This is a genomic window from Ruegeria sp. BG7, from assembly GCF_056535685.1.
In genome coordinates this window covers 235608-254264 of sequence record NZ_JBQFIU010000002.1, presented here as the reverse complement: position 1 = coordinate 254264, position 18657 = coordinate 235608, and the positions used below count along the sequence as shown (strand labels likewise).

The window sequence follows — 18657 nt, the reverse complement described above, 5'->3', positions numbered from 1 at the left end:
GGAGACCGACTCAGATGACTATCGTCCCCATCACATCCCCTGATCTGGACGCTGCTGAAGTATCGTGGTTTGCGGCACTTTGCTCGGATGATTATCAGTTTCTGGGTGTGCCGGACGGCGATCTTCGATCCAGTTGGGAGCATTGCTCGGGCATCGTGAAAGAGGCCGAAGCACAGGGGTTTCGCAATATCCTGTGTCCGTCTTCGTATCAGGTTGGTCAGGACACCCTGAGTTTTGTCGCAGGCTGCGCACCGATCACCGACAGGATCAACATGCTGGCCGCCGTACGCTGCGGTGAGATGCAACCGATCATGCTGGCGCGCACCATCGCAACGCTGGATCACATGCTGAAGGGGCGGCTGACCGTCAACATCATCTCATCGGACTTCCCCGGTGAGAAAGCCGACAGTGCGTTCCGTTATCAGCGATCGCGCGAAGTGGTCGAGATTTTGAAACAGGCCTGGACACAGGATGAGATCAACCACGCCGGCGAAGTGTATAGTTTCTCGGGTCTGACGACCGATCCTGCGAAACCCTATCAGACCGGCGGCCCGCTGCTGTATTTTGGTGGATATTCACCTTCGGCTTTGGACTTGTGCGGTGAGCATTGCGACGTCTACCTGATGTGGCCTGAAACCAAGGACCAACTGGCCGAACGTATGAAGGCCGTGCACGCAGTTGCCGAGAATTACAACCGAACACTGGATTACGGACTGCGCGTCCACATGATCGTCCGAGATACCGAGGCTGAGGCGCAGGAATATGCGGACTACATCGTCTCGAAACTGGATGACGAATACGGTCGCGCCATCCGTGAACGGGCGCTGGACGCGACGTCGCTGGGTGTCGCGCATCAGGCCAAGAACCGCGATCTGGCAGATGAATACGGCTATGTCGAACCCGGTCTCTGGACTGGTGTTGGCCGGGCGCGGTCTGGCTGCGGTGCCGCTCTGGTCGGATCGACCGATCAGGTTATGTCGAAGATCGAGGAATATCAGAAGATGGGCATCCGCGCTTTCATCTTCTCGGGCTACCCGCACATGGATGAGGCCAAACATTTTGGTGCTCGGGTGCTGCCCAACTTAAAAACCTGCTCGCTGCCCGAAGCTTACGGGCGCGTGCCAGCAATGACCCCAGCGACCCCACTGGGCAACGGAGAACGCCGCTGATGCAACGTGTGAAACTATCTGACTCGCTTGAGATGAGCCGTCTTGTCTATGGCATGTGGCGGCTGGGCGATGACAGCGACACGTCCACAGGGCATGTTGAGGCCAAGATTCAGGCTTGCTTGGATCAGGGCATCACCACCTTTGATCAGGCCGACATTTATGGTGGTTACGCAGCCGAAGCTGTTCTGGGCAATGCCTTGCGCGCCAACCCGAGCTTGCGCCAGAAGATGGAGATCGTCACCAAATGTGACATCATCGCCCCGGTGGGCCGTTACGCGGATGCGAAGGTGAAATACTACGACACGTCGCGTGCGCATATCGTGAAGTCGGTCGATACCTCGCTGACAGAAATGGCCATTGACCATATCGACCTGCTGTTGATTCACCGCCCTGATCCATTGATGGACCACCATGAAACCGGTGCCGCGCTGGACGAAGTTGTTGCCAGCGGAAAGGTCGGTGCTGTGGGTGTATCGAACTTCCGCCCCTGGGACTGGTCGTTGCTGCAATCGGCCATGAAGACCAAACTGGTCACCAACCAGATCGAGATCTCGCTGGGCGAGATCAGCCCTTTCACCAATGGCGATCTGGCGTTTCACCAGCAGCATGGGCACCCGATCATGGCGTGGTCTCCACTGGGTGGCGGTCTGTTGATGGCCGGAAACCCTCCGGTCGGAATTGTGGCAGACGAGATTGCAGCCGAGTGCGGCGTGGATCGCGCCGCCGTAGCCGTGGCGTTCCTGCTGGCGCATCCTGCAAACATCCTGCCGGTGATGGGCACCAACAATCTGGGCCGCATAAAAACCATCTCGGACGCTTTGAAAGTCAAATTGGATCGCGAAAGCTGGTACCGCCTCTATGAGGCGGCGCTGGGGCATGAGGTACCATGATGAACGCAATCTCAAAGGACATGACCCATACTTTCGTTCCGCATAAGGACGACACCCGCACCCTTCGTGACGCTTTTGGCCGCTTTGCGACCGGCGTCACCATCGTCACCTGCGACAGCGCAGATGGCCCGGTCTGCATCACCGCAAACAGCTTTTCGTCGCTGTCGCTGGACCCGCCGCTGATCATGTGGGCGGGCGACCGAAACTCACGCCGCTTCCCCTATTTCCACAAAGCCCGCCATTTCAGCGTCCATGTGCTGTCGGCGGAACAGGCCGAGCTGTGCTTTGGCTGTTCGAAAGACGCTTTTGCCCTGCGCGATATCGCGCATGAGCGCTGCGAAAACGGCACGCCGATCCTGTCGGATTGTCTGGCACGGTTTGAATGCGAGCAACATGCATATCACGACGCGGGCGATCACGTTATTGTCGTAGGAAAAGTTCTACGGGCCAGCATGGCGGATGGAGACGCGCTGACCTTTTACGCCGGGAAACTCGGCCAATTCGCGCAGCACTAAGCGCGATCTGACGACCGTGGGCATACCCGCGGCTGAACAAGGGAGGATCCGCATGGGCGGACTGGCATCGGTGCTTGCGCCGATTGCATTCGTGAACGAAACCGTGCTGCGTCTGGGCCGCGCGGTTGGTGTCGTTGCGATTGCACTCATGGTAATCGCAATCCTGATTCAGGTGTTCTTCCGATACGTTCTGGGCAATGCTTTGCCCTGGCCGGATGAAGCCGCGCGGTTCTGCATGTTGTGGATGACCGGTCTGATGGCCCCAACGGCGTTTCGGCGCGGGGGTTTTGTTGCCATTGATATGCTAGAGCGCTTTTTACCGCGTTTTATTGGCCAAACGCTGAACCTGTTCCTGCTGGTAATATCGCTCGCCGTGCTGTTGGTCGCCGTCAATATCGGCTGGTCCGAAGTGACTGGCTTTGGCGGTAGGTTCGCCACCGCCGCGCTGTATCTGCCCACATCTTTCGGGTTCGACGAATGGTACCGCATCCCGCGCAGCTGGATGATGGCCTCGCTGTTGGTCGGGATCATCTTGCTGATCTCGGTGAATATCGAGTTGATCCTGCGATCTTTCATCACTCTGCTGGGCGGAGGTCACCTATTGCCCGAAATTCCTGATGCGGCAGTGGGGGCCGAATAAATGCTGATCTGGTTCCTGCCCACCTTCCTCATTTTCTTGCTGATCGGCCTGCCGGTCTTTTTCGCGCTGCTTGCCGCCCCGGGCATCCTGCTATGGCTGAACGGTCAAACCAACGACATCACGCTGCTCTACCGCAATGTCTATAACGGTATGGACAGTTTCCCACTGATGGCAATCCCCTTCTTCATGCTGGCCGGAGAGTTGATGAACCGAGGCGGCATCACCATCCGTCTTGTTGAATTTTCACAGGCGCTTATGGGCCATCTGCGTGGCGGTCTGGCACATGTGAACGTGCTGAGTTCGATCCTGTTCGCGGGCCTCTCGGGATCTGCGGTGGCCGATACGTCCGCTTTGGGGTCGATGCTGATCCCGGCGATGGAGAAACAGGGCTATACCCGCAAATTTGCCGCTGCGATCACAGCGGCCAGTTCGGTGATCGGACCGATCATTCCGCCTTCGGGTATCATGATCATCTACGCCTATGTGATGGGCGAAAGCGTGGCCGCCCTGTTCCTTGCGGGTATCGTGCCGGGCGTGATGGTGGGCGTCGGCCTTATGCTGATGATCAAACTGATGGCTGACAAATATGACTTCCCCGTTGCCAGCCGAAAATACACGTGGCCCGAGCGGCGTCAGGCCAGCCTTAAAGCCTTCTTCCCGCTGATGACCCCGGTCATCATTCTGGGCGGTATTCTCGGCGGTATTTTCACCCCGACCGAGGCTGCAGCCGTCGCCGTAGGCTATGCCTTTATCATCGGTTTCTTCGTTCTGCGCACTTTGACATGGAAAGAGGTGCCCGAGGTTCTCAGCAACGCAGGTATGACATCGGCGGTTGTGCTTCTGCTGGTCGGCGCGGCGATGGCGTTCAAGACGGTCGTCAGCCTCAGCCATGCGCCGGAGCAACTGGCCTCGCTGATCCTGAGCCTGTCGGAAAACCCGCTGATCCTGCTGTTCCTGATCAATCTGCTGCTGTTCATCGTCGGCATGTTTCTGGATGCAGGCCCTGCGATCATCATCCTTGGTCCCATCCTTGGCCCGATCTTCACCAGCCTCGGTGTTGACCCGATCCACTTCGCCATCATCATGAGCGTCAACCTGACCGTCGGCCTCGCCACCCCGCCAATGGGCCTGGTCTTGTTTGTCGCTGCTGCTGTCTCGCGCGAACGGGTCGAAACCATCGCCAAAGCGATCCTGCCGTTCCTGGCGGTCGAAATCATCGTGATTTTCCTGATTACCTATATCCCCGCACTATCCATGACGATCCCGAGGATAACGGGATTTGCCAACTAACTGAGTTCCACAGGGAGGAAACGCATGCTCAGAAACTTCATCAAAACCGCAGCGGTGGCCACTTCGCTTGTGGCCGCGTCTTCCATCGCGGCAACAGCTGCCGACTACACGCTGCGCGCCACTGCCAATTCGAACGAAAACGACGAGGACTATGACGGCCTGATCGTCTTCAAGAACTATGTCGAGGCCGCCTCGAACGGCGCGATTGAAGTCGAATTGTTTATTGGCACGCAACTGTGCTCGAACGGGGCCGAGTGCTTGCAGGGTGTGGCAGACGGTACCATCGACATCTACATCTCCACTTCTGGTGGTGCGTCTGGCATTTTCCCATACGTGCAGGTTCTGGATCTGCCCTATTTGATGGCTGACGACCGGATTGCCGAACATGTTCTGTCCGGCGATTTTACCCGCACCATGCGCGACATGGCGCTTGAGGACTCGGGCGGCGCGATCCGTTTGATGACCATCGGCAACACCGGTGGCTGGCGCAACTTCGCCAACACGCAGCGCCGCATCGCGGAGCCCGCGGATATGGAAGGTTTGAAAATTCGCACCGTGGTTGCTGACTTGCCGCAGGAATTGGTCAAAGCGCTGGGCGCATCGCCCACCCCGATCCCGTGGCCGGAACTGTTCACCAGCTTTCAGACCGGCGTTGTTGAAGGGTCCAAGAACGGCATCACCGACATCATGGGCATGAAATTCCCGGATGCGGGCCTGCAGTACGTAACGCTGGACGGCCACGCCTATATGGGCGCGCTGTGGTGGATGAACAACGCCAAGTTCCAGGAAATGCCCGAGGACATGCGCCGCGTCGTGGTCGACGGGTTCTATGCGCTGCAACAGGCTACGTTTGCCTCGCCCAAGCGCAAGTCGATCCAAGCCTATGAGGATTTTGTCGCCGGTGGCGGCGATCTCTATGTGCTGACACCTGACCAGAAGGCTGCGTTCAAAGAGGCCGCAACGCCGGTCTATGACTGGTTCCAGTCCAATGTCGCGCGTGGAGACGAGATCTTTGTTGCGTTGACAGATGCGGTGGCGGCGGCTGAGGCCGATGTGAACGCGTCGCGCGATGCGGATCTGAACTAAGCTTCCGGGTCGGGCCCCTAAGGCCCGGCCCTTACCGAAACGGGTACATCCACCCTTTGTAGTCGTTCACCAGAACATGCGCTCTTTCGATCTGCTCCGGCGACATTTTCTTGATTACTTCCTCAAGGCTGATCGCCGCGTCGGGATCGCCCCCAATGGCGCTGAGCGTGTACCACATGTAAGCCCTGACCAGATCAGGCGCGGGCATCCCAAGACCCAACTCATAATACCAGCCAACCCCCGACTGGGCCCCCGGATGCCCCTTCATCGAGGCGCGCAGATACCATTCGAACGCGCGCTCATAGTCCCGTTCGACGCCCAGGCCCAACCCGTACATCACGCCGATCAATTCCTCGGCCTCGGCATTGCCCGAGCGGGCGGCGGGCAGCAGTTCTTTGCGCGCGGCCTCAAACTCGCCAGCCTCCATCAAATCGCGCGCCTGTTCCAGTTCGGCGAGCGCCGGGCTGGCAAGCAGACAAAGGGCAAGTACAAACTGGCGCATGGGGTTGCTTTCCTCTTGGCCGGGAGCGCTGCGGCACAGGATGTGCCGCGCCCTCTGACAGATGATGACTTCCTGCCTTTTGATATGGAACAGGCCGCCATCGGTCATCAACTGTTTTACGATCCGATCCTGTCGGGCAATCGAAACATATCCTGCGCCCATTGCCACCACCCGGACTTCGGTACCTCGGATGGGGTGTCGCTGGGCATCGGAGAAGGCGGACAGGGGTTGGGGCCAGAGCGCACACCCGGCATCGGTGCAGACAGGATTCGAAAACGCATTCCCCGAAATTCGCCGGGGCTTTGGAACCTAGGGGCAAAAGACATCCACACGGTGTTTCACGATGGCCGGTTGAGCATCTCGGATGTCTACGGCAACGGGTTCAACTCACCCGCTCAGGAATGGTTACCTGAAGGCTTAAACTCACTACTCGCTGCGCAAGCGCTTTTTCCGCTGACCTCGCAATTCGAAATGGCCGGTAACGTGGCCGAAAACCAAGTCACCGGGGCCGTCCACGATCGGATCGACAAGGGGTGGCCGATCCTTGCCAAACGCGTAAGAACGGATCCCCATTACGGCCCGGCAATGGTCGCAGCATTTGATGAGATTGAAACCACGGAAGACATCACAATCACCCATATCGCCAACGCTTTGGCCGCGTTCATGGCCATCGAGTGGAGGAGCACCGACAGCCCATTTGATCGCTATCTTGCTGGGGACATGAATGCGTTATCAACCGTTCAAAAAGACGGGATGGATCTGTTCTATGGTAAGGCAAACTGTTCCGCGTGCCACGCGGGACCGTTGATGTCCGATCAGGAATTCCATGCTTTGGCCATTCCTCCTTTTGGTCCGGGTCGAACCCGTCAATGGGATCCGTATGCGCGTGACGTTGGTCGTATGGGTGAAAGCAATCGGTTGGAAGATGCCTACAGGTTTCGCACCCCCATGTTGCGCAACGTTGCTTTGACGGCCCCTTACGGTCACAACGGGGCTTTCCCTGACCTTGAAAGCGTCATCCGCCATCATCTTAACCCTCAGGCAAGTTTGGATGCCTGGACGCCCGATATGGCCGGGTTGCCCGAGGTTTCGTGGTTGCACGACGCTGACTTTCTGGTTTGGGATGATCGACTGGAAATGGAACGTCAACGCAGCAAAACTGACATTGATCCGATTGAACTCTCGGACATGGAAATCCAGAATCTGATCGCTTTTATGGACGCTTTGACAGGTTCCAGTGTGGATGCACCGATTTTTGGCGTGCCCAGTGGATTTGTTCCTTAGCTGTCCTTGTTTTCAGCAGGGTTGGACAACGCGACGCCTTCAACCGTGACCCGGTGCATCAGGCGTCGAAAACCGTGATAGTCGTTGATTGCCTTGTGCCATGTGGCTCTGTTGTCCCACATCGTTATGTCGCCCGCGCGCCAGCACACGCGGCATTGGAACTCGGGTTGTTTGCAGTGCTCGTACAGCATCCCAAGAATTGCATCAGACTCGTCTTTGCTGAGCCCTTCGATGTGCGTTGTGAAGACAGGGTTCACAAAAAGACCACGACGCCCGCTGAGTGGATGTGTGATGACAATGGGATGGTGCGCATCTTGTGTTGCGGCGTCTGCGTTGCCTAATCGACCGCTCTTGGCGGCTTCGCTGTCTTGTATGGCGGCACCAAAGACGTGACGTGAAGAATGCACAGCAGTCAGCCCGTCTAGAAACTGACGCATTGGGGCCGAGAGTGCCTCATACGCGGCTGCCATAGACACAAACAGCGTGTCTCCTCCATAGGGCGGCATCTCAATCGCATGCAGGATTGATCCCATGGCTGGCGCTTCGTCATAGGAATGATCGGTGTGCCACCCTTCACCCACCGCTTCTTTCTGGTCTTTTTCTTTGAGTACCGTCGCAATCTCGGGATGGCCATCAACCGGTTTGAAGAAACGGTTGACGTTGATCGCGCCGAAGCTGCGAGCAAAGTTCAGATGGTCTTCAGGGGTGGCAGTTTGACCCCTTAAGACGATAACGGAATACTTGGCAAAGGCTTGGTGGATATCAGGGAATTGCCCGCTGTCTCGAATATCGGCGCCGTCGATTTCAGCGCCCAAGCCGCCGGTGAGGGGTGTGATGTCCATCGGGGTGCTCCTGCTTTTTCAAGATCAGGATAAAGGACGATTGGGCTTTGGAGAAACGGAATTAGTGAGCACTGCGCCGCTGGGCATTCTGGACAGCAGACCTCGGACCATGGTCCTAATCCAGTGCGGATCTGGACGAATAGTAAAACGCTATGGCCTGAGTTCTGTTTTTCACGGCCAGCTTGTCATAGATATTGGACAGGTGAAATTTGACCGTATTCGTCGAAATCTGAAGCTCTTTTGAAAGGTCCCGATTTGACATGCCTTGGGCCAAGGCTTCAAGAATGGTGCGTTCTTTGCGGGACAGGCTTTGGATTGGGTCCTGTTGCATTTTCCGAACGTCGATGAATGGAAAGACCATTTTGCCAGCCGCCACATCGGCGCAGGTTTCAAGCAAGCCTTCGACCTCGCCGGATCGCGCTGCGAAACCGGCAGCCCCGGCTTGCATGGCCAGCCGCGGCGTTTCGCTGGTGACATCCCCATACACCACAAACCGTGGAGCATTGGCCTGTTCTCGGAGAACCTCGATCAGCTTTGCTGCTCCGAGCACCGGGAGGTTCCAGTCGACCACCCCGACCTGAACCGGAACTCGCATGACGGTTCCCAGGAACCCTTCGGCGGTGGCTGACGTCGCCACCAACGAGAATCGCGGGTCGCGTTCAAAGATTTCAGACATGGCAGACAGAACCAGCGGATTGCCGTCTGCCAGCATGACATCAATAGGGGTACCTGGCGCGCCAATCATCTGTTTTTACCCAACTTTCGCAATTTACTACCCAAACGGGTAGGTGAAAACTCAGTATACCTTGGTATTTTTACCAATTCTGGTGGGAAATTCCCCATCCTTTTGGCCATCCTAAAGCAGTAGTAAGTTACGTTGCGTCATTGCGCAAGGCGGCGTTTTCTGTCCGGCAACGAAACATGACGGGTCCAAGAGCCCGACCAACGCCGAGGATGACAGACGATGACGTTTCAGATTTTCCCTCCTCTTGAGATCCCCGAGACTCTGGCCGCTGGCCCGGGACCGGGCAACACCGACGCCCGTGTCCTGCGCGCCTTCAGCAGCGCAGGCGTGGCGGATCACATGCAGGGTGACGTTCTGCGGGGCATGATCGAGTGCAAACACATGCTGCGAAAGATCTGGGGCACGTCCAACACCTATACTTTTGCGGTCGCAGGCACCGGTTGGAGCGCTCTGGACGCTATGTTCTCTGCCGTCATGCCTGGCGACAAGGTTGTGGCGTTTGCCAACGGGACATTCTCGGGTATCGACGCTCTGACCCTGCGGATCAAGGCAGCTACACCTCAAGAACACGCATCCAACCCGCTTGACCCGCAAGCCGCCAGTGTCACCGTGATCGAGGTTCCGCACGGTCAGCCGGTGACATGTGAACTGGTTGACGCTGCATTGTCTGAGCACCAGCCCAAATGGGCGTTCATGGCGCATTGGGAAACCGGATCCGGGCGTGTCAACGATCTGCGCGGCTTTTCGGACGCCTGTGAACGCAATGGTGTCATGGGTCTGATCGACGCGGTTTCGTCGTTGGGTGCGGATGATTTTTCAATTGACGAGTACCCCGGGATCGCCGGGTGGGCGTCTTGCCCGCAAAAAGGTCTGTGCTGTCTGCCGCTGACCTACGCGCCGGTCAGCTTTACGGATGCTTATATCGAAAGTTTGAAGGCGTCAGGTGCATACTCCTATGTTCACAATCCGATCTTTGAAGCGCGCCATTGGGGCATTGTCGATGGGCAAGACGTAGAGAAGGGAACTTATCACCGGACGCATTCGGGATACGCCGTTGCGGCGTTCCACGAAGCCCTGCGACTGACCCTGCAAGAAAGCCTGGCAAAGCGGGCCATGGCCTACCGCACTCATGAGAAGGTTCTGCGCGATGCGGTGATCGAAATGGGCTGCGAAGTGACATCGGACATGCCCAGCCTTGTTGTTCTGAACCTGCCGCCGGAACTGGCGGGGCGTGAGATGGAGCTGGTCCAGAACTGCCGCGCACGGGGATTTGGCATCTGGCCGACTCTCAGCGCTCCGGTACAGGTACGGATCGGAATCCTCAATCAGTTGAACCGCGACGCGGTCAGCCGGATCGTACGTCTGTTCGCCGAAGCCCTGCGCGAGCTTGGCGGAGAGGTTGATCGAGATGCGATCGAGGCTTTGCTTGAAAGCCGCTACGGCACTTCAATCGCTGCTTAACCACACTGCATGAACGGGAGGATTGCAGATGGATATTCATGAGTACCAAGCGAAAGAACTTCTTTCCAATTTCGGGGTGGACGTCCCTGCGGGCGCGCTTGCCTACAGCCCGGAACAGGCGGCCTATCGGGCGCGCGAGCTGGGCGGTGACAAATGGATCGTCAAAGCGCAGGTCCATGCGGGTGGGCGCGGCAAGGCCGGAGGGGTCAAGCTGTGCAACACTGAAAACGAGATTTATCAGGCCTGCGATGACCTGTTCGGTCGTAAGCTGGTCACGCATCAAACGGGGCCGGAAGGCAAAGGGATCTACCGCGTTTACGTCGAAGCCGCCGTGCCGATTGATCGCGAGATTTATCTGGGCTTTGTTCTGGACCGATCCAGCCAGCGGGTGATGATTGTTGCCTCGTCAGAGGGTGGTATGGAAATCGAGGATATCTCGGCCGACCGTCCGGACAGCATCGTGCGATCCATTGTGGAACCGGCAGTTGGGCTTCAGGAATTCCAAGCGCGTGAAATTGCGTTCAAGCTTGGTCTTGAACCCAAGCTGATCCAGCAGATGGTGCGCACACTGCAGGGTTGCTATGCCGCGTTCAGCGACTTGGATGCCACCATGGTCGAGATCAACCCGCTGGTCATCACCGGCGACGACCGCGTTCTGGCGTTGGACGCAAAGATGAGCTTTGACGACAACGCTCTGTTCCGCCACCCGCAGATCGCCGAACTGCGCGACAAAAGCCAGGAAGACCCGCGCGAAAGCCGTGCGGCGGACCGGGGGCTGTCTTACGTGGGTTTGGACGGAAACATCGGTTGCATCGTCAATGGCGCCGGTCTGGCGATGGCCACAATGGACACGATCAAGCTGGCAGGGGGTGAGCCTGCAAACTTCCTCGACATTGGGGGCGGGGCTTCGCCAGAACGGGTCGCCAAGGCGTTTCGGCTCGTTCTGTCGGACACCAATGTCCAGGCCATCCTCGTCAACATTTTCGCAGGCATCAACCGCTGCGATTGGGTGGCCGAGGGCGTCGTTCAGGCGCTGAAAGAATTGGATATCGACCTTCCGGTCGTTGTCCGGCTCGCTGGTACCAATGTCGAAGAAGGCCAGAAAATCCTTGCCAAGTCCGGCCTTCCGATCATTCGCGCCACAACACTTATGGAAGCGGCAGAACGCGCCGTGGGCGCATGGAAAAACGACCTTACCCAAGGCACCAAGATGAGGGCTGTGTAATGAGCATTCTTCTCGATCGCGACTCGCGTGTCATCGTACAGGGCATCACCGGCCGGATGGCGCGGTTTCACACCAAAGACATGCTGAAATATGGCACGAATGTCGTAGGTGGCGTCGTTCCCGGCAAGGGAGGTGAAACCGTCGAAGGCGTTCCGGTTTTTGACACCGTCAAACAAGCCGTTGAGGCGACCGGCGCAGATGCCAGCCTTGTTTTCGTTCCCCCCCCTTTTGCAGCGGATTCGATCATGGAAGCAGCGGATGCCGGTATCCGGTACTGCGTTTGCATAACCGACGGTATCCCGGCGCAAGACATGATCCGGGTGAAACGTTACATGTACCGTTACCCCAAGGACAAACGTATGGTTCTGACCGGTCCGAACTGCGCGGGCACCATTTCGCCGGGCAAAGCGTTGCTGGGGATCATGCCGGGTCACATCTACCTGCCGGGGCATGTCGGGATCATCGGTCGCTCTGGCACGCTGGGCTATGAGGCCGCAGCGCAGCTGAAAGAGCGCGGGATTGGTGTTTCAACCAGCGTCGGGATCGGGGGCGACCCCATCAACGGGTCATCGTTCAAGGACATCCTTCAACGGTTCGAAGACGACGAAGACACCCATGTCATCGCCATGATTGGTGAGATTGGCGGCCCGCAGGAAGCCGAGGCGGCAGAGTATATTCGTGACCACATCACCAAACCGGTGATCGCCTATGTTGCGGGCCTGACTGCTCCGAAAGGGCGGACCATGGGCCATGCAGGTGCGATCATCTCGGCCTTTGGCGAAAGCGCCAGCGAGAAGGTCGAAATCCTGTCTGCCGCTGGAGTGACCGTGGCGGAAAACCCTGCCGTGATTGGTGAAACAATTGCGCGTGTGATGGAGGCTGCGTGATGGTCAAACCTTCGGTTCTTGTGACCCGCCGCTGGCCTGCTGCCGTCGAGGCGCAGTTGGCCGAGAACTATAACACCGTGCTGAACACCGGGGACAAACCTTTGTCCCCGTCCGAAATCCGGCAGGCGTTGAAATCCTATGACGCGGTCTTGCCTACGGTAACCGATACGCTCAGCGCCGAGGCGCTGGACGTATCTGGCGCGCAGACAAAAATCCTTGCGAATTATGGAGTGGGCTACAGCCATATCTGTGAGCCGTCTGCCCGCGAACTGGGTATGACCGTGACGAACACGCCCGATGTTCTGTCCGAGTGCACGGCGGACATTGCCATGACACTTCTGCTGATGGCGGCCCGCCGCGCCAGCGAAGGCGAACGCGAGTTGCGCGCCGGAAACTGGACCGGTTGGCGACCCACGCATCTGGTGGGGACCAAAGTCAGCGGTAAGACGCTTGGCATCATCGGCTATGGGCGCATCGGTCAGGAGATGGCCCGCCGTGCGCATCACGGCTTTGGCATGGACGTGCTGGTCTATAACCGCAGCCCGGTGGACCCGGTTGTATTGGCGCGGTGCAATGCCACTCAGGTCACGTCAATTGATGAGTTGTTGCCGCAATGCGATTTCGTCTCACTTCATTGCCCCGGTGGGGCTGCGAACCGCCACATGATCAATGCGCGCAGGTTGGACCTCATGAAACCTGACGCATTCCTGATCAACACGGCGCGTGGTGAAGTCGTCGACGAACGGGCGCTGGTCCAATCGCTTATGTTCGACATGATCGGCGGTGCAGCACTGGATGTGTTCGATGGTGAACCCCGTATCTGTGCAGATCTGCTGCAGTGCGACAACCTCGTGATGCTGCCGCATCTTGGCAGCGCCACCCGCGAGGCGCGCGAGGCAATGGGGTTCAGGGTTTTGGATAACCTGAGTGACTTCTTTGAAGGCCGAGAGCCGCGCGATCGGGTGATCTGACCCACCCAACGTACCAATCGAATTTGTCGATGCGGCCCTCAGGACCTCATCGACCCCTTTACACAGGAGATTTGACCCGTGAATGCGCCGCACCGTACAGACGGATTTTTCACCCAGTCCCTGTCGGACCGTGACCCTGAGCTTTTTGGCTCGATCACGTCCGAGCTGGGCCGTCAGCGCGACGAGATCGAGCTGATCGCGTCCGAGAACATCGTCTCTGCCGCCGTGATGGAAGCGCAGGGCTCGGTGATGACCAACAAATACGCCGAAGGTTATCCCGGTCGGCGCTACTATGGCGGTTGCCAGTTTGTCGATATTGCCGAGAACCTGGCCATCGACCGGGCCAAGGAACTGTTTGGCTGCGGCTTTGCGAACGTGCAGCCGAACTCGGGCTCTCAGGCCAACCAGGGTGTGTTCCAGGCGCTGATCCAGCCCGGTGACACCATTCTGGGCATGAGCCTGGATGCCGGTGGTCACCTGACCCACGGCGCGCGCCCGAACCAGTCGGGCAAGTGGTTCAACGCGGTGCAATACGGCGTCCGCAAAGAAGACAACATGCTGGACTATGATCAGGTCGAGGCGCTGGCGAAAGAGCACCAGCCCAAGCTGATCATCGCCGGCGGCTCGGCTATCCCGCGCCAGATCGACTTTGCCCGCATGCGCCAGATCGCCGACATGGTGGGTGCCTATCTGCACGTAGACATGGCGCATTTCGCCGGTCTGGTTGCGGCGGGTGAGCACCCCAGCCCCTTCCCGCATGCGCATGTGGCGACCACGACGACCCACAAGACCTTGCGTGGACCGCGTGGGGGTATGATCCTGACCAATGATGAAGATATCGCTAAGAAAGTGAATTCGGCGATCTTCCCCGGCATTCAGGGTGGCCCGCTGATGCATGTGATCGCCGGTAAGGCCGTGGCCTTTGGCGAAGCCCTGCGGCCCGAGTTCAAAACCTATATCCAGCAGGTCATTACCAACGCACAAGCGCTGTCGGACCAGCTGATCAAGGGCGGTCTGGACACGGTGACCCACGGCACCGACACCCATGTGGTGCTGGTCGACCTGCGCCCTAAAGGCGTGAAGGGCAATGCAACCGAGAAGGCTCTGGGGCGGGCGCATATCACCTGCAACAAGAACGGCGTACCGTTTGACCCCGAAAAGCCGACCGTTACCTCGGGCATTCGTCTGGGCTCACCCGCCGGCACCACCCGCGGCTTTGGCGAGGTCGAGTTCCGCCAGATCGCCGATTGGATCATCGAAGTGGTCGACGGCCTGGCTGCCAATGGCGAAGACGGCAACGGCGCCGTCGAAGCCAAGGTCAAAGCCGAGGTCGCAGACCTCTGCGCCCGCTTCCCAATCTATCCGAACTTGTAAGGCCAAGGACCCAACACATGAGTTTTCATTCTATTGAACAAGCCCCAGCCCGTCTGAACCGCAGCGAGCTTGCCGTTCCCGGCAGCCAGCCCGGAATGTTTGAAAAAGCGGCAAAATCGGATGTGGACGTTATCTTCCTGGATTTGGAAGATGCCGTCGCACCGGACGAAAAGGAACAGGCCCGCAAGAACATCATTCAGGCGTTGAACGACATCGACTGGGGCAACAAGACCATGTCGGTACGCATCAACGGGCTGGACACCCACTACATGTACCGCGATGTGGTGGATGTTGTTGAACAGGCTGGCGCTCGGCTGGATCTGATCATGATCCCCAAGGTTGGAACCGCTGCTGACGTCTATGCTGTTGATATGCTGGTCACGCAAATCGAGGATGCCAAGGGTTACAACAAGCGGATCGGGTTCGAACACATCATCGAAACTGCGCTGGGTATGCAAAACGTAAGCGAGATTGCTGCCGCTTCTAGGCGCAACGAAAGCCTTCATTTTGGAGTTGCCGATTATGCGGCGTCGACACGTGCACGCACGACCATTATCGGCGGTGTGAACCCCGATTATTCAGTGCTGACCGATGCGGATGCCGATGGGGGCCGCCTGACACATTGGGGCGACATGTGGCACTATGCGCTGGCGCGTATGGTGGTCGCTGCCCGCGCCAACGGCCTGCGCCCAATCGACGGGCCGTTCGGAGATTTCCAGGACCCTGACGGCTATAAAGCTGCCGCCAAACGTGCTGCTGTTTTGGGGTGCGAAGGGAAATGGGCAATTCACCCCAGCCAGATTGCCTTGGCAAACGAAGTTATGTCGCCGTCCGACGCCGAAGTGACCAAGGCTCAGCGCATTCTTGTCGCCATGGCCGAGGCCGAAGCGGATGGGAAAGGAGCCGTATCTTTGGACGGCCGGTTGATCGACTACGCCTCAATCCGCCAAGCGGAAGTGCTGGTTGAGAAAGCAAGCCAGATTGCGGCGGCGTAAATGAAGTGACAGGGCAAAGACCAAATCAAACGCGCACGCGCGATCTTGGTCTTTGCCTCCCACCGATACCGGAAACGCATTTGGCCCTAACCTGTGTCCTGATCTCTTAAAGGAATGCCCAAACCGACTTTCTTTCGCCCCATCACAACAGAGGTGCGAAACCGGCGGACGTTTGAATTGTCGAAGAACAGCTTTTTGGTAAGCTCTTCAAAATCATCCATATCACGCGCCGTACAGATCAGGCAGAAGTCCGCGTCACCTGTGATGTAATAGCACTGCTGCACCCTTGGCTCGGCCTGTGCCTGTCGCGAAAAAGCGTCGATCTGATCCTGGCGTTCGCGTTCCAACTCGACCATGACAACGAAGCTCATTGCAAAGCCCAACTTTTTCGGGTCGACGATTGCCACTTCCGAGTGAATGGCACCAGAAGCTCTGAGCGCCTTCAGGCGCCTTTGAACGGATGCGACCGATAAGCCTGTTTCGGATGCAAGCGCTTCCAGCCCCATTTTGGCATCACGTTGCATCAGGTGCAGCAGGCTGAGGTCAAATTGGTCGAGTTTCACAAAGATTTCCTTGATGTGAAAAAGTTTCCCGAAAAATCGGTAAATGTGACCATAATCGATCACAGCTTGTGCGTAAAACTCTGATCATGGAAAACAGTAACAAACTCGATGTGGCAAAGCCGCTGGCGCTGCTGGCGGAATGTCCTGCATATAAACCGAGCCCATTGGAAACCCGCAGTTTCAAGGGGCGAACGATCCTGATCAAGGATGAAACCAACAGGATGGGCCTGGGTGCGTTCAAAGCTTTGGGCGGTGTTTACGCTGTTGCCAAGCTGATCGAAGCGCGTGTTGGTCGTTCTTTGACCCCCAGCGCCTTTCTGAGCGATCCCATAAAGGACGCGGCGCGATCAATGACTTTTGTGTGCGCCAGCGCAGGAAATCACGGCATGGCCGTGGCCGCTGGGGCGCAGCTCTTTGGTGCAACGGCACGCATCCATCTTGCCGAAACAGTCCCCGAAGAGTTTGCCGTTCGTCTTCGGGCGAAAGGCGCAGATGTTGTTCGATCCGGCAGTGACTATGAAGCAAGCGTCGCCGCAGCCATCGCCGACGCCGAAGCAACCGGTGCCATTCACCTCGCCGATGGGTCGTGGCCGGGATATACCGAGCCTCCGCGATTGGTGATGGAGGGTTATACTGTCATTGCTGAAGAAATGCGCCACGATTTAGAAGTGTACGCAAATTGGCCGAGCCACGTGTACCTGCAGGCGGGTGTTGGCGGGCTGGCCGCGGGCATTGCCTATATGATCCGGTCCAACTGGCCAGTGCAACCAAAGATCACAGTTGTTGAACCAGATGCTGCACCCTGTCTGAAGGAAAGCGCCCGAGCCGGAGAAATCCTTACGGTTGAAGGGCCCGTTTCAAATATGGGGCGTTTGGATTGCAAAACGCCATCCATGCTGGCTTTGGATATCTTGAAGCGCTGTGCAGATGACTGGGTTACAATCAGTGACCAACAGGCTCAGAACGCTGTAAACAGCGCCTTGGATTTGGGTTTCTCGACAACGCCATCCGGAGCAGCCGGGCTTGCCGCCTGCCTTGAGGGCGACGATGATTTGCCATTGGTCATCTTGTCCGAAGGGGGCGTTTCTGATGCTTGATCTTGTTGCGTTTCGTCGCGATCTTCATGCCCATCCGGAAACCGGGTTCGACCTTGACCGGACCCCCGATTTGATCGCGGCCGAGTTGGAGCGCGCCGGGCTCGAAGTCACCCGAGGCGTGGGTCGAACCGGAATTGTTGCCACCTTGCGCCGTGGTCCTGGTGAGACCGCAATCGGGTTTCGTGCCGACATGGACGCGCTGCCAATTCACGAAATGACCAATTTGCCCTACCGGTCGAAAACAGAGGGCAAGTTCCACGGTTGCGGTCATGACGGGCATAGCACAATGCTGCTTGGTGCTGCTTTGTCGCTTGCTGCGGACACATCGTTGGACCGGACCGTTCACTTCATTTTCCAGCCGGATGAAGAGAACGGAAATGGGGCCACCGCGATGATCGCTGACGGTTTGTTCGAACGATTCCCCATGTCTGCAATCTTTGGGCTTCACAACATGCCGGGAATGGAGCTTGGGTATTTCGCGACCCAGGCGGGGCCTTTCTGCGCATTCGAGGACAATTTTGAAATCCGCATTCAGGGGCAGGGGGGTCATGCTTCCATGCCAGAGAAGGGCGTCGATCCGATCGTGACCGGGGCGGCGATTGTCATGCAATTGCAATCTATCGTTTCGCGTTCCCTACCGCCCCGGGAACATGGCGTGGTTTCAATTACAGAATTCCTGACAGACGGTGCACGCAACATCCTGCCGAGCAATGTCACCATACGCGGGGATTGCAGGGGGTTTTCCAAAGATGTGTCGGAATGCATCGAGCGCAGAATGCGCGCCATTGTCGACGGGGTTAGTGCGGCACAGGGTGCGGTGTCAGAGGTCGATTACTCCACATCGTTTCGTCCTTTAATAAACGATGCCAGAGCCACTGATGCGATCTCGGACGCAGCTGGCAAAGTTGGGACGCTTGATGCTGAATTTGGCCGAGTTGGCTTCTCGGAGGATTTTGCCGAGTTTCTCATGCATCGCCCTGGCGCGTTTATTCTCATGGGAAACGGGTTGGAAGGGAACAATGCAATGCCGCTTCACAACCCGTCCTATGATTTCAACGATGAAGCGATCAGATACGGAATTGCGTTCTGGACCAGCCTTGCGCAGCGCGGTTTTTGAGTCT

Annotated in this window: 19 protein-coding genes; 15 read left to right on the top strand and 4 right to left on the bottom strand. The window is 57.7% G+C overall.

The window, feature by feature from the left end; genetic code table 11:
• Window positions 1-14 precede the first annotated feature (14 nt).
• The 6 genes from ACR3EH_RS19130 to ACR3EH_RS19105 are packed head-to-tail and all read left to right on the top strand — an operon-like array spanning window position 15 to window position 5590.
• Window positions 15-1169, top strand: a complete 1155-nt coding sequence (locus ACR3EH_RS19130; protein ID WP_171187170.1) for an LLM class flavin-dependent oxidoreductase — start codon at window positions 15-17, stop codon at window positions 1167-1169.
• Window positions 1169-2059: an aldo/keto reductase gene (locus ACR3EH_RS19125; protein ID WP_171187169.1), complete on the top strand. Its 891-nt coding sequence runs from the start codon at window positions 1169-1171 to the stop codon at window positions 2057-2059. Before ACR3EH_RS19130 ends, ACR3EH_RS19125 begins: the two co-directional genes overlap by 1 nt.
• The gene (locus ACR3EH_RS19120; RefSeq protein ID WP_171187168.1) at window positions 2059-2574 is read left to right on the top strand and encodes a flavin reductase family protein; all 516 of its coding nucleotides are present in this window, start codon (window positions 2059-2061) and stop codon (window positions 2572-2574) included. Before ACR3EH_RS19125 ends, ACR3EH_RS19120 begins: the two co-directional genes overlap by 1 nt.
• Window positions 2575-2626: 52 nt before the next feature.
• On the top strand, window positions 2627-3214 hold the full coding sequence (locus ACR3EH_RS19115) for a TRAP transporter small permease (protein WP_171095381.1): 588 nt from the start codon (window positions 2627-2629) through the stop codon (window positions 3212-3214).
• Window positions 3215-4504 carry a TRAP transporter large permease gene (locus tag ACR3EH_RS19110; RefSeq protein WP_170337175.1) on the top strand — a complete coding sequence of 430 codons (1290 nt, stop codon included), beginning with the start codon at window positions 3215-3217 and terminating at the stop codon, window positions 4502-4504.
• Window positions 4505-4528: 24 nt separating this feature from the next.
• Window positions 4529-5590 carry a TRAP transporter substrate-binding protein gene (locus tag ACR3EH_RS19105; protein WP_171187167.1) on the top strand — a complete coding sequence of 354 codons (1062 nt, stop codon included), beginning with the start codon at window positions 4529-4531 and terminating at the stop codon, window positions 5588-5590.
• 31 nt (window positions 5591-5621) lie between these two features.
• Here the strand turns inward: ACR3EH_RS19105 and ACR3EH_RS19100 are convergent, their stop codons facing one another.
• On the bottom strand, window positions 5622-6092 hold the full coding sequence (locus ACR3EH_RS19100; RefSeq protein WP_171095376.1) for a tetratricopeptide repeat protein: 471 nt from the start codon (window positions 6090-6092) through the stop codon (window positions 5622-5624).
• A 15-nt stretch (window positions 6093-6107) separates the two neighbouring features.
• Between ACR3EH_RS19100 and ACR3EH_RS19095 the strand changes: the two genes are divergently transcribed.
• Entirely contained in the window at window positions 6108-7376 is a 1269-nt protein-coding gene (locus tag ACR3EH_RS19095; RefSeq protein WP_171187165.1) for a cytochrome-c peroxidase, read from the top strand.
• Here ACR3EH_RS19095 and ACR3EH_RS19090 read toward each other — a convergent pair.
• Window positions 7373-8218 (bottom strand): TauD/TfdA dioxygenase family protein, encoded by an 846-nt coding sequence (locus ACR3EH_RS19090; protein WP_171676161.1) that lies wholly within the window; start codon window positions 8216-8218, stop codon window positions 7373-7375. The genes ACR3EH_RS19095 and ACR3EH_RS19090 overlap by 4 nt on opposite strands.
• A 115-nt stretch (window positions 8219-8333) precedes the next feature.
• Complete coding sequence (locus ACR3EH_RS19085; protein ID WP_253746657.1) at window positions 8334-8963, bottom strand: response regulator transcription factor; 630 nt, start codon at window positions 8961-8963, stop codon at window positions 8334-8336.
• Between the two features lie 219 nt (window positions 8964-9182).
• Here ACR3EH_RS19085 and ACR3EH_RS19080 point away from each other — a divergent pair, with 219 nt between their 5' ends.
• The 6 genes from ACR3EH_RS19080 to ACR3EH_RS19055 all read left to right on the top strand — a co-directional run bounded on the left by ACR3EH_RS19080 (window position 9183) and on the right by ACR3EH_RS19055 (window position 15876).
• Window positions 9183-10424 (top strand): pyridoxal-phosphate-dependent aminotransferase family protein, encoded by a 1242-nt coding sequence (locus tag ACR3EH_RS19080; protein ID WP_171187161.1) that lies wholly within the window; start codon window positions 9183-9185, stop codon window positions 10422-10424.
• Between the two features lie 28 nt (window positions 10425-10452).
• Window positions 10453-11649 carry a malate--CoA ligase subunit beta gene (locus ACR3EH_RS19075; protein WP_171187159.1) on the top strand — a complete coding sequence of 399 codons (1197 nt, stop codon included), beginning with the start codon at window positions 10453-10455 and terminating at the stop codon, window positions 11647-11649.
• Window positions 11649-12536, top strand: a complete 888-nt coding sequence (gene sucD / locus ACR3EH_RS19070; RefSeq protein ID WP_171187157.1) for a succinate--CoA ligase subunit alpha — start codon at window positions 11649-11651, stop codon at window positions 12534-12536. Before ACR3EH_RS19075 ends, sucD begins: the two co-directional genes overlap by 1 nt.
• Window positions 12536-13507 carry a 2-hydroxyacid dehydrogenase gene (locus tag ACR3EH_RS19065; RefSeq protein ID WP_171676159.1) on the top strand — a complete coding sequence of 324 codons (972 nt, stop codon included), beginning with the start codon at window positions 12536-12538 and terminating at the stop codon, window positions 13505-13507. The genes sucD and ACR3EH_RS19065 overlap by 1 nt, the downstream gene beginning before the upstream one ends.
• Window positions 13508-13585: 78 nt before the next feature.
• Window positions 13586-14881, top strand: coding sequence for a serine hydroxymethyltransferase (glyA, locus tag ACR3EH_RS19060; RefSeq protein ID WP_171679265.1), 1296 nt, complete (start codon window positions 13586-13588; stop codon window positions 14879-14881).
• Window positions 14882-14898: 17 nt separating this feature from the next.
• Window positions 14899-15876 (top strand): HpcH/HpaI aldolase/citrate lyase family protein, encoded by a 978-nt coding sequence (locus tag ACR3EH_RS19055; RefSeq protein WP_171187526.1) that lies wholly within the window; start codon window positions 14899-14901, stop codon window positions 15874-15876.
• An 86-nt stretch (window positions 15877-15962) separates the two neighbouring features.
• On the opposite strand, the gene ACR3EH_RS19050 is transcribed toward ACR3EH_RS19055, so the two are convergent.
• The gene (locus ACR3EH_RS19050) at window positions 15963-16439 is read right to left on the bottom strand and encodes an Lrp/AsnC family transcriptional regulator (RefSeq protein ID WP_371808454.1); all 477 of its coding nucleotides are present in this window, start codon (window positions 16437-16439) and stop codon (window positions 15963-15965) included.
• An 86-nt stretch (window positions 16440-16525) separates the two neighbouring features.
• Between ACR3EH_RS19050 and ACR3EH_RS19045 the strand changes: the two genes are divergently transcribed.
• Window positions 16526-17536, top strand: a complete 1011-nt coding sequence (locus tag ACR3EH_RS19045) for a pyridoxal-phosphate dependent enzyme (RefSeq protein WP_171676257.1) — start codon at window positions 16526-16528, stop codon at window positions 17534-17536.
• Window positions 17529-18653: an amidohydrolase gene (locus tag ACR3EH_RS19040; protein ID WP_171187529.1), complete on the top strand. Its 1125-nt coding sequence runs from the start codon at window positions 17529-17531 to the stop codon at window positions 18651-18653. Before ACR3EH_RS19045 ends, ACR3EH_RS19040 begins: the two co-directional genes overlap by 8 nt.
• Window positions 18654-18657 lie beyond the last annotated feature (4 nt).

What these genes read in the sequence shown, in the direction of transcription:
- sucD (WP_171187157.1), top strand. Translation starts at nt 11,649, where the DNA reads ATGAGCATTCTTCTCGATCGCGACTCGCGTGTCATCGTACAGGGCATC.
- ACR3EH_RS19115 (WP_171095381.1), top strand. Translation starts at nt 2,627, where the DNA reads ATGGGCGGACTGGCATCGGTGCTTGCGCCGATTGCATTCGTGAACGAA.
- ACR3EH_RS19120 (WP_171187168.1), top strand. Translation starts at nt 2,059, where the DNA reads ATGAACGCAATCTCAAAGGACATGACCCATACTTTCGTTCCGCATAAG.
- ACR3EH_RS19130 (WP_171187170.1), top strand. Translation starts at nt 15, where the DNA reads ATGACTATCGTCCCCATCACATCCCCTGATCTGGACGCTGCTGAAGTA.
- ACR3EH_RS19080 (WP_171187161.1), top strand. Translation starts at nt 9,183, where the DNA reads ATGACGTTTCAGATTTTCCCTCCTCTTGAGATCCCCGAGACTCTGGCC.
- ACR3EH_RS19105 (WP_171187167.1), top strand. Translation starts at nt 4,529, where the DNA reads ATGCTCAGAAACTTCATCAAAACCGCAGCGGTGGCCACTTCGCTTGTG.
- ACR3EH_RS19100 (WP_171095376.1), bottom strand. Translation starts at nt 6,092, where the DNA reads ATGCGCCAGTTTGTACTTGCCCTTTGTCTGCTTGCCAGCCCGGCGCTC.
- ACR3EH_RS19085 (WP_253746657.1), bottom strand. Translation starts at nt 8,963, where the DNA reads ATGATTGGCGCGCCAGGTACCCCTATTGATGTCATGCTGGCAGACGGC.
- ACR3EH_RS19065 (WP_171676159.1), top strand. Translation starts at nt 12,536, where the DNA reads ATGGTCAAACCTTCGGTTCTTGTGACCCGCCGCTGGCCTGCTGCCGTC.
- ACR3EH_RS19055 (WP_171187526.1), top strand. Translation starts at nt 14,899, where the DNA reads ATGAGTTTTCATTCTATTGAACAAGCCCCAGCCCGTCTGAACCGCAGC.
- ACR3EH_RS19040 (WP_171187529.1), top strand. Translation starts at nt 17,529, where the DNA reads ATGCTTGATCTTGTTGCGTTTCGTCGCGATCTTCATGCCCATCCGGAA.
- ACR3EH_RS19110 (WP_170337175.1), top strand. Translation starts at nt 3,215, where the DNA reads ATGCTGATCTGGTTCCTGCCCACCTTCCTCATTTTCTTGCTGATCGGC.
- ACR3EH_RS19090 (WP_171676161.1), bottom strand. Translation starts at nt 8,218, where the DNA reads ATGGACATCACACCCCTCACCGGCGGCTTGGGCGCTGAAATCGACGGC.
- ACR3EH_RS19125 (WP_171187169.1), top strand. Translation starts at nt 1,169, where the DNA reads ATGCAACGTGTGAAACTATCTGACTCGCTTGAGATGAGCCGTCTTGTC.
- ACR3EH_RS19045 (WP_171676257.1), top strand. Translation starts at nt 16,526, where the DNA reads ATGGAAAACAGTAACAAACTCGATGTGGCAAAGCCGCTGGCGCTGCTG.
- ACR3EH_RS19075 (WP_171187159.1), top strand. Translation starts at nt 10,453, where the DNA reads ATGGATATTCATGAGTACCAAGCGAAAGAACTTCTTTCCAATTTCGGG.